This is a genomic window from Comamonas sp. F1-6 (genome assembly GCF_039581415.1).
Taxonomy (GTDB): Bacteria; Pseudomonadota; Gammaproteobacteria; order Burkholderiales; family Burkholderiaceae_C; genus Comamonas; species Comamonas thiooxydans.
In genome coordinates, this window is record NZ_JBCPWN010000002.1 from 84,576 (window position 1) to 100,253 (window position 15,678).

General features: G+C 64.6%; 17 protein-coding genes. 10 read left to right on the forward strand and 7 right to left on the reverse strand.

The features are described from left to right. The first annotated feature begins 225 nt into the window (after nt 1-225). A complete protein-coding gene (gene adhP, locus AAIL66_RS02640) occupies nt 226-1,260 on the forward strand; it encodes an alcohol dehydrogenase AdhP (protein ID WP_034377221.1) in 1,035 nt (344 codons plus the stop codon). Between the two features lie 62 nt (nt 1,261-1,322). On the opposite strand, the gene trxC is transcribed toward adhP, so the two are convergent. Next, the gene (trxC, locus tag AAIL66_RS02645; RefSeq protein WP_034354663.1) at nt 1,323-1,757 is read right to left on the reverse strand and encodes a thioredoxin TrxC; all 435 of its coding nucleotides are present in this window, start codon (nt 1,755-1,757) and stop codon (nt 1,323-1,325) included. A 209-nt stretch (nt 1,758-1,966) separates the two neighbouring features. Then, on the reverse strand, nt 1,967-2,167 hold the full coding sequence (locus tag AAIL66_RS02650; protein ID WP_012839950.1) for a DUF2905 domain-containing protein: 201 nt from the start codon (nt 2,165-2,167) through the stop codon (nt 1,967-1,969). Between the two features lie 208 nt (nt 2,168-2,375). Here AAIL66_RS02650 and AAIL66_RS02655 point away from each other — a divergent pair, with 208 nt between their 5' ends. Then, a complete protein-coding gene (locus AAIL66_RS02655) occupies nt 2,376-3,362 on the forward strand; it encodes a tripartite tricarboxylate transporter substrate binding protein (protein ID WP_343495941.1) in 987 nt (328 codons plus the stop codon). A 20-nt stretch (nt 3,363-3,382) separates the two neighbouring features. Here the strand turns inward: AAIL66_RS02655 and AAIL66_RS02660 are convergent, their stop codons facing one another. Further along, complete coding sequence (locus AAIL66_RS02660; protein WP_343495942.1) at nt 3,383-4,510, reverse strand: SAM-dependent methyltransferase; 1,128 nt, start codon at nt 4,508-4,510, stop codon at nt 3,383-3,385. 9 nt (nt 4,511-4,519) lie between these two features. Between AAIL66_RS02660 and AAIL66_RS02665 the strand changes: the two genes are divergently transcribed. The 7 genes from AAIL66_RS02665 to AAIL66_RS02695 all read left to right on the forward strand — a co-directional run bounded on the left by AAIL66_RS02665 (nt 4,520) and on the right by AAIL66_RS02695 (nt 10,098). Beyond that, nucleotides 4,520-5,305, forward strand: a complete 786-nt coding sequence (locus tag AAIL66_RS02665; protein ID WP_343495943.1) for an SDR family oxidoreductase — start codon at nt 4,520-4,522, stop codon at nt 5,303-5,305. A gap of 25 nt (nt 5,306-5,330) precedes the next feature. Then, a complete protein-coding gene (locus AAIL66_RS02670) occupies nt 5,331-5,702 on the forward strand; it encodes a dihydroneopterin aldolase (protein ID WP_003050921.1) in 372 nt (123 codons plus the stop codon). Next, a complete protein-coding gene (gene ttcA, locus AAIL66_RS02675; RefSeq protein WP_343495944.1) occupies nt 5,696-6,691 on the forward strand; it encodes a tRNA 2-thiocytidine(32) synthetase TtcA in 996 nt (331 codons plus the stop codon). The genes AAIL66_RS02670 and ttcA overlap by 7 nt, the downstream gene beginning before the upstream one ends. Before the next feature lie 83 nt (nt 6,692-6,774). Then, on the forward strand, nt 6,775-7,491 hold the full coding sequence (locus AAIL66_RS02680) for a DUF4136 domain-containing protein (protein WP_343495945.1): 717 nt from the start codon (nt 6,775-6,777) through the stop codon (nt 7,489-7,491). Between the two features lie 102 nt (nt 7,492-7,593). Then, nucleotides 7,594-8,076, forward strand: coding sequence for a DUF2501 domain-containing protein (locus tag AAIL66_RS02685; RefSeq protein ID WP_003068777.1), 483 nt, complete (start codon nt 7,594-7,596; stop codon nt 8,074-8,076). Between the two features lie 212 nt (nt 8,077-8,288). Beyond that, nucleotides 8,289-8,930, forward strand: a complete 642-nt coding sequence (locus AAIL66_RS02690; protein WP_034354687.1) for a histidine phosphatase family protein — start codon at nt 8,289-8,291, stop codon at nt 8,928-8,930. Further along, a complete protein-coding gene (locus tag AAIL66_RS02695; protein ID WP_034354690.1) occupies nt 8,914-10,098 on the forward strand; it encodes a DSD1 family PLP-dependent enzyme in 1,185 nt (394 codons plus the stop codon). Before AAIL66_RS02690 ends, AAIL66_RS02695 begins: the two co-directional genes overlap by 17 nt. 121 nt (nt 10,099-10,219) lie before the next feature. Here AAIL66_RS02695 and AAIL66_RS02700 read toward each other — a convergent pair whose 3' ends face one another. The 4 genes from AAIL66_RS02700 to AAIL66_RS02715 form a co-directional block, all read right to left on the reverse strand. Beyond that, nucleotides 10,220-10,963, reverse strand: coding sequence for a phosphoribosyltransferase (locus AAIL66_RS02700; protein ID WP_343495946.1), 744 nt, complete (start codon nt 10,961-10,963; stop codon nt 10,220-10,222). Nucleotides 10,964-10,970: 7 nt separating this feature from the next. Further along, on the reverse strand, nt 10,971-12,200 hold the full coding sequence (locus tag AAIL66_RS02705; protein ID WP_343495947.1) for a M20 aminoacylase family protein: 1,230 nt from the start codon (nt 12,198-12,200) through the stop codon (nt 10,971-10,973). Nucleotides 12,201-12,203: 3 nt separating this feature from the next. After that, the gene (locus tag AAIL66_RS02710) at nt 12,204-13,196 is read right to left on the reverse strand and encodes a tripartite tricarboxylate transporter substrate binding protein (protein ID WP_034391167.1); all 993 of its coding nucleotides are present in this window, start codon (nt 13,194-13,196) and stop codon (nt 12,204-12,206) included. Between the two features lie 192 nt (nt 13,197-13,388). Further along, nucleotides 13,389-14,354 carry a LysR family transcriptional regulator gene (locus AAIL66_RS02715; RefSeq protein WP_343495948.1) on the reverse strand — a complete coding sequence of 322 codons (966 nt, stop codon included), beginning with the start codon at nt 14,352-14,354 and terminating at the stop codon, nt 13,389-13,391. 104 nt (nt 14,355-14,458) lie between these two features. Here AAIL66_RS02715 and AAIL66_RS02720 point away from each other — a divergent pair, with 104 nt between their 5' ends. Next, nucleotides 14,459-15,655 (forward strand): CaiB/BaiF CoA-transferase family protein, encoded by a 1,197-nt coding sequence (locus tag AAIL66_RS02720; protein ID WP_034391348.1) that lies wholly within the window; start codon nt 14,459-14,461, stop codon nt 15,653-15,655. The last annotated feature ends 23 nt before the right edge of the window (nt 15,656-15,678 follow it).

Sequence of the window (15,678 nt, forward strand, 5' to 3'; positions counted from 1 at the left end):
CAAGGCCCAGAAGGCAGGGATGGGCGCGGCTTGAGTTAAGTCAAAGAAGCTATGCTGCAGCCATTGCACAGTACGAGACGGCTGCGGCGGTTCGCTCCGCCCGGGCCATGCAGCAGGTCACGAAGCCCGCTGCAACACCCATTCCATACCGTTATGGTTCTTTGACGGGCAAGTGTCCGGCCCACAGGCCGCGGCCTTGCCCTCTTGCTTCAAGGAGGTGCTCTGATGTCCTTACCCCAGACCATGAAAGCCGCCGTGGTGCGTTCCTTCGGGAAGCCGCTCACGATCGAAGAAATGCCGGTACCCCGACCGACAGACGATCAGATCCTGGTCAAGATCGCTGCTTCCGGCGTCTGCCATACCGATCTGCATGCGGCCGAAGGCGACTGGCCCGTCAAGCCTCATCCACCCTTCATTCCCGGCCACGAGGGCGTGGGCTACGTGGCTGCGGTGGGCAAGAACGTCAAGCATGTCAAGGAAGGCGATCGCGTGGGCGTGCCCTGGCTGCACAGCGCCTGCGGCTTCTGCCGCCACTGCATAGGCGGCTGGGAAACCTTGTGCGAATCTCAGACCAATACCGGCTATTCGGTCAACGGCGGCTTTGCCGATTACGCACTGGCCGATCCCAACTATGTGGGCCATCTGCCGTCCAACGTGAGCTTTATCGACGTCGCCCCCGTGCTCTGCGCCGGAGTCACTGTGTACAAGGGCCTGAAGGTCACCGACGCCAAGCCCGGCGACTGGGTGGTGATTTCCGGCATCGGCGGCCTGGGCCATATGGCTGTGCAATATGCCAAGGCCATGGGCTTCAACGTCGCGGCGGTCGACATCGACGACAGCAAGCTCGCGCTGGCGCGCCAGCTGGGCGCAACCGTCACCGTCAACGCCATGAACACCGACCCGGCGGCCTATCTGCAAAGAGAGATCGAGGGCGCCCATGGCGTGCTGGTCACGGCCGTGTCGCCCAAGGCTTTCGAGCAGGCTCTGGGCATGGTGCGTCGCGGCGGCACGATTTCGCTCAACGGCCTGCCACCTGGCGATTTTCCGCTGCCGATTTTCTCCATGGTGCTCAAGGGCATCACGGTGCGCGGCTCCATCGTCGGCACGCGCCTGGACCTGCAGGAGTCGCTGGACTTTGCTGCTCAGGGCAAGGTCAAGGCCACCGTATCCACCGACAAGCTGGAAAACATCAACGACATCTTTGCCCGCATGCACGAAGGCAAGATCGAAGGCCGCGTGGTGCTGGACATCGCCGCCTGAGCCAGGCTAACCGGCCCCGAACCGGGGCCGGGTGAGCGGGCCGACTCGCGCGAAGCCGCCGCTCAGATCACCGAGCGCACCCAGCGCACGATCTCCGAGGCAGGCAGTGCCCCGGAGATGCGTGCCAGTTCCTTGCCTTCCTTGAAGACCACCATGGTCGGAATGCTGCGAATGCCCAGCGGTGCTGCAGCCTGTGGATAAGCCTCGGTATCGAGCTTGGCCAGTTGCGCCTGCCCCGCCAGTTGCTGGGCCGCCTGGGCAAAGGCTGGCGCCATCATGCGGCAGGGGCCGCACCAGGGGGCCCAGAAATCCACGACCACGGGCAACTGGCTGCGGCCGGTGTGCCGGGCAAAGCTGTCGTTGTCCAGGGCCACGGGCTCGCCCGTCACCAGCGGCTGGTGGCAGCTGCCGCAGTCAGGCTGATTGCTCAGCTGCTCTTTGGCGATGCGATTGGTGGTGTGGCAGTGAGGGCAGACGTAGTGCAGGGATTCGGACACAGGGGCAACCTTTCTAGGATTTACGCAAAAAAGAATGCGACAACGGCCTGCCTCCTGGGACAGTCGCCTTGCCTGAACCCGCTTTGCGTAAGTCGTACTTTCTTTGGCAATACCTGACGGTGCCAGCAGGCACTGCTCGGGCTCAGGTTCGTATGTGCAGCCAAAGCCTGCAGATTCAAGTCGGCCCGCCTCAGAACGTGTTCACGCTCTCAGAGCTTCACAAAGCGGGCAATCAGCGCCGCCACCACGCTGAGCAGCACGGTGCTGGCCACCGGCAGGAAGAACTCCTTGCCGAACAGCCGGAAACGGAAGTCGCCGGGCAGACGCCCCAGCCCTATGCGCTGCAGCCAGCCGTGCAGCCCGTTGACGAGCAACAGGGCCAGAAAAATGACGATCAACCAGCGAATCATGAGACCGCAAGTATAGGGGCGCACTGTCCTGACGGCCTGCGCGCCCATGCTGTCAGGCAGCCATTCCGTTTATGCATGACATGCTTCCCAAAGATTGATTGACCTCAATTCCCCCCTCTGCCCATGATGTCCAAGCCCTGCGCCATGCAGGGCCCGGGCCCATGCGTCTGCCGTCACGGCCCGCCAACAACAAACAACGAGACATACCGTGCCCCAGACCTTTTCACGCAAACAGTTTCTTCTGACCGCAGCGCTGCTGGGCGCCAGCCTAGCCCTGCCGGCGGCTGCCGACAGCTTCCCCAATCGCCCGCTCAAGCTAGTCGTGCCTTTCTCGCCCGGCGGCAATACCGATGTCGTGGCGCGCCTGGTCGGCCAGGGTCTGGCCGAGGCCCTGGGCCAGCCGGTCGTGGTGGAGAACGTCCCCGGAGCCAACGGTGCCATCGGTGCCAGCCGCGTCGCGGCTGCCGCCAATGACGGCTACACGCTGCTGTTCGGCACGGCAGGCACGCAAGCCATCAATCCCAGCCTGTACCGCAATCTCAGCGAGAAAAGCCTGGACGACTTCGAGTACGTAGCTCTGGTGACCTCGATTCCCAACGTGCTGGTGGTCAACGAATCGAAAACACCGGTCAAATCGGTGGCCGAGCTGGTGAGCTACGCGCGCGAGCGCCGCACCGGCATGAGCTATGGCTCGCCGGGCATGGGCTCCACCGTGCATCTGTCGGGTGAGCTGCTCAAGAGCGCCGCCAAGCTGGACCTGGTTCACGCGCCTTACAAGGGCAGCGCTCCGGCCCTGACCGATCTGATCGGCGGCCAGATCGATTTCATCTTCGAGAACATCACGCCGGCACTGCCCTTCATCCAGGGCGGCAAGCTCAAGGCGCTGGCCGTGACCTCGGCCGAGCGCCTGCCGCAGCTGCCCCAGGTCCCGACCATGAAGGAAAGCGGCTTTCCGTCCTTTGTCACCGCCACCTGGAACGGCGTGCTGGCCCCCAAGGGAACACCACGCGCCGTGGTTCAGCGACTTGAAGCCGCCACGCTCAAGGTGGCCAACAGCCCCGAGTTCAAGGCCAGGGTCGCGGCCCTGGGCGGCGAACCTCGTCTGCTCGGCTCAAGCGCGTTCCGCGACTTCACGCGCACCGAGTACAAGCACTGGGGCAGCATCATCCAGGCCGCCAAGCTCGAAAAGCAGTGAGCTCGGCGGGCGCGCAGACGCTACAGCCGATGCGTGCGGTCGCCCTGCACAAAGCCCAGCGGCATCCAGGGCTCCACGCCCTTGGACAGGGCAACAACCTTGAACAGCTCACCCATCTCGTGCTCCATGACCAGCTTGGAGGCCATGGAGCGGGCCTTGATACCGACCGCATCGAGCTTGGGCGCAAGCCCACAGTTGATGAGAAAGTGCGCCTGATTGGTATAGCCCAGCACGTCGAAGCCCGCATCCTGGGCCGCCACGGCGGTGCCCGTGAAATTGACGTGGGCGGTGATGTCCTTGAGGCCGACCAGCACCAGAGGGTCGTTGTCCACCTGATGCTGGTAGTGGCAGACCAGGGTCCCCATATGGCGCTGCTCGTGGTAGTACTCGCTCTCGCCAAAGCCGTAATCGATAAAGAAGGCGGCACCGCGAACCAGACGCTCGCCCAGGGTGTGGATAAATGCCTCGCCCTGGCGGTGGATTTCGGTCAGAAAATCATGCGGACCACCGATATCCACAGGCGGGCGCAGTTCGGTGGGACGGTCTTCCCAGGCAAAAACCGCCTCATCGCCGCCTGCGCCGAGCACCACGCCGCGCTCATGCCATTGGCCTGCGGTGCGCTGCAGCAGCTGCACCGGCATGGCATCCAGCACCTCGTTGCCGATGATCACGCCCTCCATGGCGTCCGGCAGCGCATCCACCCAGCGCACCAGATGTTCGTACTTGGCCAGCGCCAGCTTCTGGCGCGCGCGCAGCGTTCCCGAGAGATCGACAATGGTGTAGCGCTCGGGCAACGCACCCTGAGCCGCCAGCTCGTCGAGGATCTGCAGCGCCAGCGCGCCGGTTCCCGCGCCGAACTCCCAGATCTCGCGGGTATTCGTTTTTTGTAGCGCTTCCCGTAACTGGGACGCCACCAACTGGCCAAAAATAGGCGAAATCTCCGGAGCCGTCACAAAGTCGCTGCCCGACTCCGGCATGGCGCCGAACTTGGCCGTCTCATTGGCGTAATAGCCCAGGCCCGGTGCATAGAGCGCCAGCTCCATGAAACGGTCGAAAGGCAGCCAGCCGCCCACGGCGGCAATCTCCTTGGCAATGCGGGATTGCAAGGCGCTCGTTAAACTTGAGGGTTCTGTCGTCACAACCCGCATTTTCCACGAATGTCCTCACCCGCCCGACCACGCACAGTATTGGTGACCGGTTCCGCCCGTCGCCTTGGACGTGACATGGCCCTGGCCCTGGCCCGCGCGGGCTGGCAAGTGGCTGTGCACTATCGCGACTCCCGCGAGCAAGCCATGCAGACCGTGGCTTCCTGCGCGCAGCTGTCGGGCGACAGCGCGGCTTTTGACGCGGACTTCTTTGACGAGGAATCGGTGCGCTCGCTGGTGCCGCGTGTGGTGGAGCGCTTTGGCCGCATCGACGCCGTGGTCAATAACGCCTCGCTGTTCGAGCATGACGATGCCCAGAGCTTCAGCTATGTGGCGCTGGAAGCGCATATGCGCAGCAACACGGGGGCGCCCATATTGCTGTCCCAGGCTCTGCACGCCCATGTGCAGGAGCGTGCGGCGGCGGGCGAAGAGTCGGCCCAGGGCGCCGTGGTCAATGTGCTGGACCAGAAGCTCTGGAACCAGAACCCCGATTTCCTGAGCTACACCCTCTCCAAGGCGGCTCTGGAAGCCGCCAACACCATGCTGGCCCTGGCGCTGGCGCCAAGCGTGCGCGTGGTGGGCGTGGCGCCGGGCCTGACGCTGACCAGCCATATGCTGAGCCAGGAAAAGTTCGAGACCCTGCACGCCATGAGCCCGCTGGGACGCTCCTCCTCGCCCGAGGACATTGCCGCCGCCGTGTGCTTTGCACTGGAAAACCGATCCATGACGGGCACCACCATGCTGGTCGATGGCGGCCAACATTTACAGCGCTTCGAGCGCGATTTTTCGATGATGTGAGCCCGTCGAGGCCGCACCCTTTTCCATGACTTCCACTTCCGGACAACAGATTCTCACGCTCACCGGGCTGCGCTTTGATGCCAGCCTCGGGATTCTTGCGCATGAGAAACAAGAGCCCCAGCCGATCCAGGTCGATGCCGAACTCAATCTCGGCCCCCAACCCCTGGCTCCGCGCGATGACGACATCCTTCATGTGCTGGACTACCGCAAGGTGCGCCAGATCATCATCGACGAATGCACCTCCGAGCATGTGAACCTGCTCGAGAGCCTGATCGGCAAGCTGGCCCAGCGCCTGCTGCAGCTGCCCGGCGTGCGCGGCGTGCGTGTGAAAATTGCGAAGCTGGAAATTTTTGACGACTGCGAAGTAGCCATTCGCATCGAAACCGGACAATGGTGAACCCCATGAATGCAGTAAACGACAACCCCTGGATTGCCGAAGAGGCAGAAGCCGCCGATGCTGCGGCCGCAGAGAGCGCCAACGGCGAAGAAGCCGCCAAGCCCGGCAAGATCAAGATCGAGCGCGAACAGATCAAGCTCGAAAAGCGCCTGTGCCGCGAAGTGGGCAAGGCCATCCTCGACTACAACATGATCGAGGAAGGCGACAAGGTCATGGTCTGCATGTCCGGCGGCAAGGACAGCTACACCCTGCTCGACATTCTGCGCAAGCTGCAAAAGCGCGCGCCCGTGAAGTTCGACATCGTGGCCGTGAACCTGGACCAGAAGCAGCCCGGCTTCCCCGAGCATGTGCTGCCCGAGTACTTCCAGAGCATCGGTGTGGACTATCACATCGAGAACCAGGACACCTACAGCGTCGTCAAGCGCGTCGTGCCCGAAGGCAAGACCACCTGCGGTCTGTGCTCGCGCCTGCGCCGCGCCATCCTGTACAAGGTGGCCGACCAGTTGGGCTGCACCAAGGTGGCCCTGGGCCATCACCGCGACGACATCGTGCAGACCATGATGCTCAACATGTTCTACGGCGGCCGCATGAAGGGCATGCCGCCCAAGCTGGTCAGCGACGACGGCAAGCATGTGGTGATCCGCCCCCTGTGCTATGTGCCCGAGAAGGACACGACGCGCTGGGCCCAGTACCAGAACTTCCCCATCATTCCCTGCAACCTCTGCGGCAGCCAGGACGGCCTGCAGCGCGTGGCCGTGGGCAATATGCTGCGCGAGTGGGACAAGAAGTTCCCCGGCCGCATCGAGAGCATGTTCCGCGCCATGGGCAACATTGTCACCACGCACATGATGGACCCCCAGTTGCACGACTTCAGGAACGCCAAGGCCACGGGCATTGCCGATCCCAACGGCGACATGGCCTTTGACCATGAAGAGCTGCCAACCATGGCCGCCCTGCCCGGCGGGGTACAAGTGGTACAACTGTCCTGAGCGGACTTTTGAACTAAAACCGGACCCTGCTGTCCAATCAAAGGCCCATCCCATGGGCCTTTGTCGTTTTCAGAGAAATCATCATGAACCTGCGCAAAACATCCTTACACTGGATCGGCCTTGCGGCCCTGACTGCGACGGCCCTGCTGGCCGGCTGCAGCACGGTGCGCGAGGTCAACAGCACGGTGCAGAGCTTTTCCGCACTGAACACCATCCCCGTGCCGGCCACCTACCGGCTGGAGACCCTGCCCTCGCAGCAGGGCCAGGTGAACTTCGCGGCCGTGGAAGCCCAGGCCCAGCATGCGCTGGCCCGCGTCGGCCTGACGCGCGATGACTCGCGCGCCAGCCTGGTGGTGCAGATCAGCGCCATGGCCCGCTATGCGCGCGACTGGGCCAGCTGGCCCTATTACGACCCCTACTGGGGCCCGCGCTGGGGCTGGGGCATGAGCTACGGCCGCGGCTTCGGCTGGGGCTTTGGCGGCGGCATGATGTTCAACGAGCCGCCGCTGGAGTATTACCGCGCCGTGAGCATCGTCATGCGCGATATCAAGACCCAGCAGATCGTCTACGAAACCTCGGCCCAGCGCCAGGATGTGTGGACCGACGACCCGGCCATCTTCGGCATTCTGTTTGATGCTGCGCTGACGGGCTTCCCCAAGCCGCCGCAGGGCCAGCGCAATGTGCGCACCGTCATCCAGCCGCCGGCAGCGCAGCCTGCCAGCGGCGCGCCTGCAGCCCCCGCGCAGCCCGCCGCATCGGTCACGCCAGCCGCCCCGGCCACCGTGGCTCCGGCACGTTGATTTGCAATCTTCAACAGTTGCCGGGCCTGCCGCGTGCTAACGTGCAGCTCGCTTTGAACCAGGGCCTCCTGCCTGGGCCCTCGCCATGAAAAGGATGAAGTCATGAAGAAATTTGCTCTCTCCAGCCTGCTTTGCGCCACAGTGGCCGCGGGTGCCTTCAGCGCCCATGCCAGCGGCCTCGGCGACGCCTTGCGCGGTCAGCTGGGCGGCGGCGCGGCCGAGAGCAGCTCCAGCGCTTCTGGTCTGGGCGGCATGCTCGGCGGCTCCGGAGGCTCTTCGGCACTGTCGGCCCTGGGCCTGGGCAACCTGAGCTCCGGCACGGCCAGCAATGCCGCCGGTGTCCTCACCTACTGCATGAAGAACAACTACCTCAACGCCGACAAGGCCGCCCAGGTCAAGAATCAGCTGCTGGGCAAGCTTGGCCTGGGCCAGAAGGAAGAACCCAAGGATCAGGGCTACCAGAACGGGCTGATGGGCATGGTCACGGGCGCCGACGGCAAGAGCTTCAGCCTGGACAAGGTCAAGAGCAACCTCAAGGAAAAGGCCTGCGACTTTGTGCTGGACAATGCCAAATCGCTGATCTGACACCAAAAGACATGGCAGCCGGTGCTTGAAGCGCAAGCGCTGTAATGCCCAAAAGGCCTGCAATCGTGGTTGCAGGCCTTTTTTCTTGCCGGCTGCGCCACGATGCAGGCCGAGCGTCGAAAAGTCCGTAACAACAGACCGGGGTACAGGCACACTTTGTTTGCAAGACAATGACTGTTCAATAAAACAACCTACGCTGAACGAGCCAAGACATGCACGCCACGCGCATCATTGCCATCCGGCACGGAGAGACAACCTGGAATGTCGATGGACGTATCCAGGGGCATCTGGATATCCCCTTGAACGACACCGGCCTGTGGCAGGCCGAGCAGGCGGCCCAGGCACTGGCCGACGAGAGCATTGCCGCCATCTACAGCAGCGACCTGCAGCGTGCCCATGTCACTGCGCAGGCGATTGCCCAGAGATCCGGTGCGCCTCTGCACACCACCGCCGGCCTGCGCGAGCGCTGCTTCGGCGATTTCCAGGGCCGCACCTTCAAGGATGTGGAAGCCACCCAGCCCGAGGACGCCCAGCTCTGGCGCACGCGCAACCCGGCCTATGCCCCGCCCGGAGGTGGCGACTCGCTGCAGGCCTTGCGCGAACGCATCTTTGCCACCGTGGACCGGATTGCACGCAAGCACGAGGGCGAGCAGATCGTGCTGGTCGCCCATGGCGGCGTGATGGATGTGCTCTACCGCCTGGCCACGCGCCAGGATTTCCAGACGCCACGCACCTGGGAGCTGAGCAACTGCGCCATCAATCGCCTGCTCTGGACGCCTGACGGCCTGTCTTTGGTAGGCTGGGCAGATACCGCACACCTTCAGCAAGGCAGCCGAGATGAAGCACATTCCTGAGCATTTGCAGACCCTGGTCGGCCAGGCCGTCAAACGCATAGATACGCCCGCCCTGGTCATCGACCTGGACGCCATGGACCGCAATATCGAGCGCATGGCCCGCTTTGCCCAGCAGCATGGCGTGCTCTGGCGTCCGCATGCCAAGCTGCACAAGAGCGCGCATATCGCCCATCTGCTCGAACATGCCGGCGCCTGCGGCCACTGCGTGCAGAAGGTCAGCGAGGCCGAGGCACTGGCCCAGGGCGGCATCACCAATATCTTCATCAGCAACGAAGTCATCTCCCAGACCAAGCTGGCGCGCGTGGCGGCTCTGGCCAGGGCACTGAATGCCCAGGGCGGCCGGCTGGCCCTGGCCGTGGATTGCGAGGAAGGCATCACCCGGCTGGCGCGGGCCCTGCAGGATGCGCAGGCCGGCGATGCAGCCATGGATGTGCTGGTGGAAATCAATGTCGGCCAGAACCGCTGCGGCGCAGAGCCCGGCGAAGCCGCCCTGGGCCTGGCACAGGCGATTGCAGCGCAGCCCGTGCTGCGCTTTGCGGGTCTGCAGGCTTATCACGGCGGCGCCCAGCATCTGCGCAGCGCCGAGGAGCGCAAGACCGCCATCGAGCAGGTGCTCAAGCTCGTCAACCGCACGCGCCATGAGTTCGACCGCGCCGGCCTGGCCATTCCGCTGATCACGGGTGCCGGCACGGGCACCATGGTCAACGAGGCCGCCAGCGGCATCTATGGCGAAATCCAGCCCGGCTCCTTCCTCTTCATGGACGCCGACTACGCGGCCAACCAGCGCGACCCGGCCCAGCCCCTGTTCGAGCATGCGCTCTACGTCAAGACCCAGGTCATGTCGCTCAGCGGCGACCATGCCGTCTGCGACGCCGGCCACAAGGCCCATGCCATAGACTCCGGCCTGCCGAAGCTGCATGCGCTGGCGCCCGAAAATGCGCTGCGCTTTGCCAATGGCGGCGACGAGCATGGCGTGCTGCACCCCGATGCCGACGCGGGCAACCACAGCGGCTGGCTGCCCGCGCTGGGCGAGAGCCTGTGGCTGATTCCCGGCCACTGCGACCCCACGGTCAATCTGCACGACCATCTGATCGGCGTGCGCGGTGGCCGGCTCAAGGGCGTGGTCGAGCGCATCTTCACGGTCGACGGGCGCGGTGCGCTGACCTGATTTGCTCCTGCTCCGGGCCTTGACTGCTATACAAACAAGAGCTTATAACGCATTTCATACAATGATTTCAAGGCATAAACAGCCTAAACTTCATGCATGAAAGACGCCAGTAGCTCTCTTTTTATGAGCCTTCAGGCCACCAGCCGTCGGCGCGGCGCTCCATGCGCGGACAGTCGTAGGCCGCGACCACGGGGATGGCGCTGCCATCTGCACGCACCAGCTTTTGCTGCCACTGCGTGCCCTGGCGCATGGCCACGGCAATGGCGGCCACTTCGGCGCCGCAACGCTCCAGCAGCTTGAGGCCGGACACCATGGTCGTGCCCGAACTCACGGCATCGTCCACCACCAGCACGCGCTTGCCGGCAATCAGGCCCAGCTGATTCGGGTCGATATAGAGCAGCTTGCCCTTGCCCGGCGTGGTGATGGAGCTGACGGGCTCGGAGAGCTCGTCGCGATACCAGTATTTGCGCGAATAACCCAGGGGCACATAGCGGCTGTGGCCCAGTTGCTTGGCCACCAGCGGTGCAAAAGCCAGGCCCAGCGTGGGCAGGCCTATGACCACGTCGAAGTCGTGCGCACCGGCGCCTTGCGCCATGTGCAGCGCCAGCTGCTCAACCACCTCCATCGAGGCCTGGTTGGCAATCAGGGAGGCCACGCAGCGGTCCGGCGCCGAGCCATCGGCTGTCGGCATGCCGCGCAGCGGCAGCAGCAGATAGCGGCCGTCGGGCAGTCTGGCCGGATAGCTCTTCGCATAGGGCGGCAGCGGCGACTGGCTCAGCTCGGCCTCGGTGACGGTGGCTTGCCAATAGTCGGTCGTGGCATCGAAGCCGGGCAGGTTCTGGCCGGAGAGGTTGATTTCACTCATACAAAACTCAGTCGCGACCCAGATAGCTCTCGGCCAGCTTCACCCAATACGAGGCAGTCACGGGCAGCAGGTTGTCGTTGAAGTCATAGGCTGCGTTGTGCACCATGCAGCCGCCCTCGCCCATGCCATTGCCGACAATGAAGTAGTTGCCGGGGACCTGGTTGAGCATGATGGCGAAGTCATCGCTGGCCTGCAGCGGCTGCAGATCGGGAATCAACCATGCTTCGCCGAGGAATTCGCGGGCCACACCGACTGCGAAATCGGTAGCCGCCTTGTCGTTCATGACGGGCGGATAACGCCATTTGTAGTCCACCTCGGCCGTGGCGCGGTGGACTGCGGCCTGGGCATGGGCCATGGCCGTGATGCGCTCGCGCAGCTGCTGGCGCACCTCGGGGCAGCGCGCGCGGATGGTCACGCGCAGCTCGCAGGTTTCGGGAATCACATTGGGCGCATCGCCCGCATGGATGGCACCGATGGTGACCACGGCCATGTCGTTGGGGTCGATCTCGCGCGAGCGTATGGTCTGCAAAGCCAGCACCAGATGCGAGGCCACGACGATGGGGTCCACGGCCACATGAGGCATGGCGCCATGGCCGCCCTTGCCGCGGATGGTGATGATGGCCGTGTCCGAGCTGGAATACATCACGCCCGAGCGAAAGCCGAACTGCCCCGCCGGGTAGCCGGGCTCGTTGTGAAAGGCGTAGAGCGCATCGCAGGGAAACAGCTCGAACAGCCCCTGTTCCACCATCTTCTGCGCGCCGCCATGGCCTTCCTCGGCGGGCTGGAAAATCAGATTGAGCGTGCCCTGGAGCTGGTTCTTGTGCCCGGCCAGCACCCTGGCCGCGGCCAGCAGCGTGGCCGTGTGCCCGTCGTGGCCGCAGGCATGCATCTTGCCGTCGTGACGGCTGGCATAGGGCAGGCCCGTGGTTTCACGGATGGGCAGCGCGTCCATGTCGGCGCGCAGGCCAAGACGTTTGCCGATGTGCTTGCCATTGGCATGGTCGCCGCAGCGCAGCGTCCCCACCACGCCGGTGTCGCCCAGGCCGCGATGGACCTCGTAGCCCCATTCGGCCAGCCTGGCGGCCACGATATCGCCGGTGCGGTGCTCTTCGTAGGCCAGCTCGGGATGGGCATGCAGATCATGGCGCAGGGCCAGCATCTCGTCCGCGACGGCGGCCACTTCGGGCAGTACGGGCGGATGGATCTCGGCATGCACGGGATTCAGAGGCGCGGCCATGGCTTATTCCGCCTGGATGTTGGCCGACTTCACGATCTGGGCATAGCCGGCTTTTTCCTTCTTCAGGAACTGGACAAAGCTGGCCTGGGTGCCGGAGCCGGGCGTGGCGCCGCCATCTTCCAGGCGCTTGCGCACATCGGGCATCTTGAGCACGGCATCGAGCTCGGTAGCCAGACGCGTGACCACGGCCTGAGGCGTCTTGGCGGGCACGAACAGCCCCGTCCAGGTGTTGAGGTCAAAGCCCTTGAGTTCGGCCGTCTCGCCAAAGGTGGGCACGGCGTGGATGGCATCGATGCGCTTGGCCGATGTCACGCCCAGACCTTCGAGCTTTTTCTGCTGGATCATAGGCACGGCGCTCACGGTGGTGAGCATGCCCACATCGACCTGAGCGCCCATCACGTCGCTGGTGATCTGAGCACCGCCGCGGTAGGGCACATGCACCAGCTTGATCTTGGCGCGCTCCTGCAGCATTTCCATGGCCAGATGCAGCATGGTGCCCACGCCCGAAGTGGCATAGGTCAACGATCCGGGCTTGGAACGCGCCAGGGCAATCAGCTCGTTCAGATTGTGCGCCGGCAGGCCGGGTCGGGCCACGGCGACCACGGGTGCGATGGTGGTCAGCCCCACAGGGGTCAGATCCTTTTCGGCGTCGTACTTGACGGCGGAATTCACCAGCTGGGCAATGCTGATGGGGCCGTCAAAGCCCATGAGCAAGGTGTAGCCGTCGGCCGGTGCCTTGACGGCCTTGCTCACCCCGAGCACACCGCCGGCGCCAGGCACGTTGTCCACCACGATGGACTGGTGCAGACGTTCACCCAGCTTCTGGCCGATCAGGCGCGCCGTGGTGTCCACATTGCCACCGGCACTGAACGGCACGATCAGCGTTATGGGCTTGGCGGCGGGCCAGGCATCGGCGGCGGCAAGAACGGGAGCGGAAAAACTGGCCGCAGCCATCAGGGCGGCGGTCGCGACAAGAGAGCGGCGTGGTATGGACATGTACAGGCAGCAGTGGGTCACGGGCACCTTGCCGCAGCATGCGGACGGCGGAGTGCCCGTGCAGGCCGGCAGGTCAAGACAACTGGCCGACCGGGGAGATGGGCGAAATTATCGACTCGCTTCTCGCGAAATCTCATAAATAAAACTACTTAGCAATCGATGCTTACCCCTGGAAGCCTCTGATCCACGACCTCAAAGCACTGCCTGTCGGGCCATCAATGCGCCAGCGGTCTCGGCTACCAGGGCCGCCACCGCCTTGCCTGCCATAGTGAAAGGGCGCTGACTGCTGGTGGCCAGCACCACATGCTGACGAAATACCCGCTCCGCCAGCGCAATGGCTGCGAGGCTGCCACAGGCCAGCTCCTCGCTGACGGCATGGCGCGGCAGCAGCGTGGCGCAGTCGTGCCGAGCCAGCATGCTCTTGAGGATCACCGAGGAGCTACCCTCCAGGATCACGTTCAGCCGCAGCCCCTGCCGGCCTGTCTGCTCATCGAGCAGGTTGCGGATGGCGTTGGGTGGCACCGGCAGCACCAGCGGCAGGCGCTCGAGCGTCTGCAGGCCCATGCTGACCGGCAGAGCAGTGTCCGCCGGCGCCAGCATGCGCTGCAGCACACTCTGGCGGCCCACCACGCAGATCTGCGCATCGGCCAGCTTGCGGTAGCTGTTGCTGCCTCTGGCCCGGTAGCGGTTCAGGATCGCCATGTCGATGCGGCCCTGGCTCAGCGCCACCTCCATGTCTCCGCTATAGCCCTCTATGACGCGCAGCCGGATCTCGGGAAAGCGCTGCGCCACCTCGCCATACAGCGCCGCGGCCATGAAGCCGGCCACACCCGGCACCAGGCCCAGCGTAACCAGGCCGCTGGGCACACCGGTCAGCTCCTTGCCCAGGCGCACCAGCGCCTCGGCCTCGGACAGCAAAGCCGAAACGCGCGGCAGCATCTGCTCGGCCAGTGCCGTGGGCTTGACGCCGCGTCCCGTGCGATAGAAGAGCGCGCCGCCCAGTGCGCGCTCCAGTTCGGCGATCTGCCGGCTCACGGCCGACTGCGCCAGTCCACGCTCGACGGCCGCGCGTGTCAGGCTACCGCCCTGGATCGCAGCGGCCAGCGTCCTCAGCGACTTCAGTGTCAGCAACTCCAGGGCTTCGGTGGCGTGGGTCATGGCAGCTTCTGCATCCATCTGAAAGCGAGATATCTGATTCTCATATTTCTGGTTGGCTCGCGGCTAGCTGTTTTCTACATTGACCTCCAGGAGACATGCACACCATGAACGGACCTCTCACCGGACTGCGCGTCCTGGACATCGCCACCATCATTGCCGCGCCCTCGGCCGCGGCCCTCCTTGCCGACTACGGCGCCAGCGTCGTCAAGGCCGAACTGCCCGGTGCAGGCGACGGCATGCGCGACTTCCCACCGCACAAAGACGGCAAGCCTCTGTGGTGGAAAGTAACCAACCGCGGCAAACGCCTGGTCACGCTCGACCTGCGCAAGCCCGAGGGCGCCGCGCTGCTGCTGCGCATGCTGCCTCAGTTCGATGTGCTGATCGAGAACTTCCGCCCCGGCACGCTGGACCGCTGGGGCCTGACCAAAGAGGCCTTGTGGCAGGCCCAGCCCAGCCTGGTGATACTGCGAACCACGGGCTTCGGCCAGAGCGGCCCCTACCGCGACCGGCCGGGCTTTGCACGCTTGTTCGAAGCCATGGGCGGCCTGACCTACATCAGCGGCGAAGCCCAGGGAGCGCCCATGCACTCAGGCTACCCACTGGCCGACAACGTCGGCGGACTGTTCGGCGCGGTAGGCGTGCTGGCTGCGCTGTGGCGCCGCGCCCGCAACCCGCAGGCCCCGGGCGAGGAAATCGATCTATCGCTGACCGAGGCCACGCTCAAGCTGCTCGAGTTCCTGCCCATCCAGCACGAGCAGCTAGGCACCGTGTATCAGCGCTCGGGCAATGCCAACCAGTACTCTGCACCGGCCGCGGTCTACCGCACTGCCGACGGGCAATGGGTATCGCTGTCGGGCAGCACCAATGCCATGTTTGCCAACAACTGCCGCGCCATAGGCCGGCCCGAACTGATAGACGAGCCATGCTTCGCCAACAACCGTGACCGCGTGCAGCATGCCCAGGAGCTGAACGGCATCTTCGCGGCCTGGTGCGCAGCACATCCGCTGGCGGCGGTGCTGGCCGCCTTCGAAGCGGCGCAGGGCACCATCGCCCCGGTCTACGGCATTGACCAGATCGAGGCCGACCCGCACATGCGCGCTCGCCAGGCCCTTTGCGACGTGCCCGACCGGGACTTCGGCAGCGTGCGCATGGCCAATGTCGTGCCGCGGTTCGCCCGATCGCCCGGCAGCATCCGCCACGCCGGCGGTTCACTGGGGCAGGACAACGAAGCGTTCTACCAGGGCGAGCTGGCAATGCCTGCCACCGAACTGGCCCGCCTGCGCGAGGCAGGCGTCATCTGAGGCAGATCTGAAACAAAGGAGAC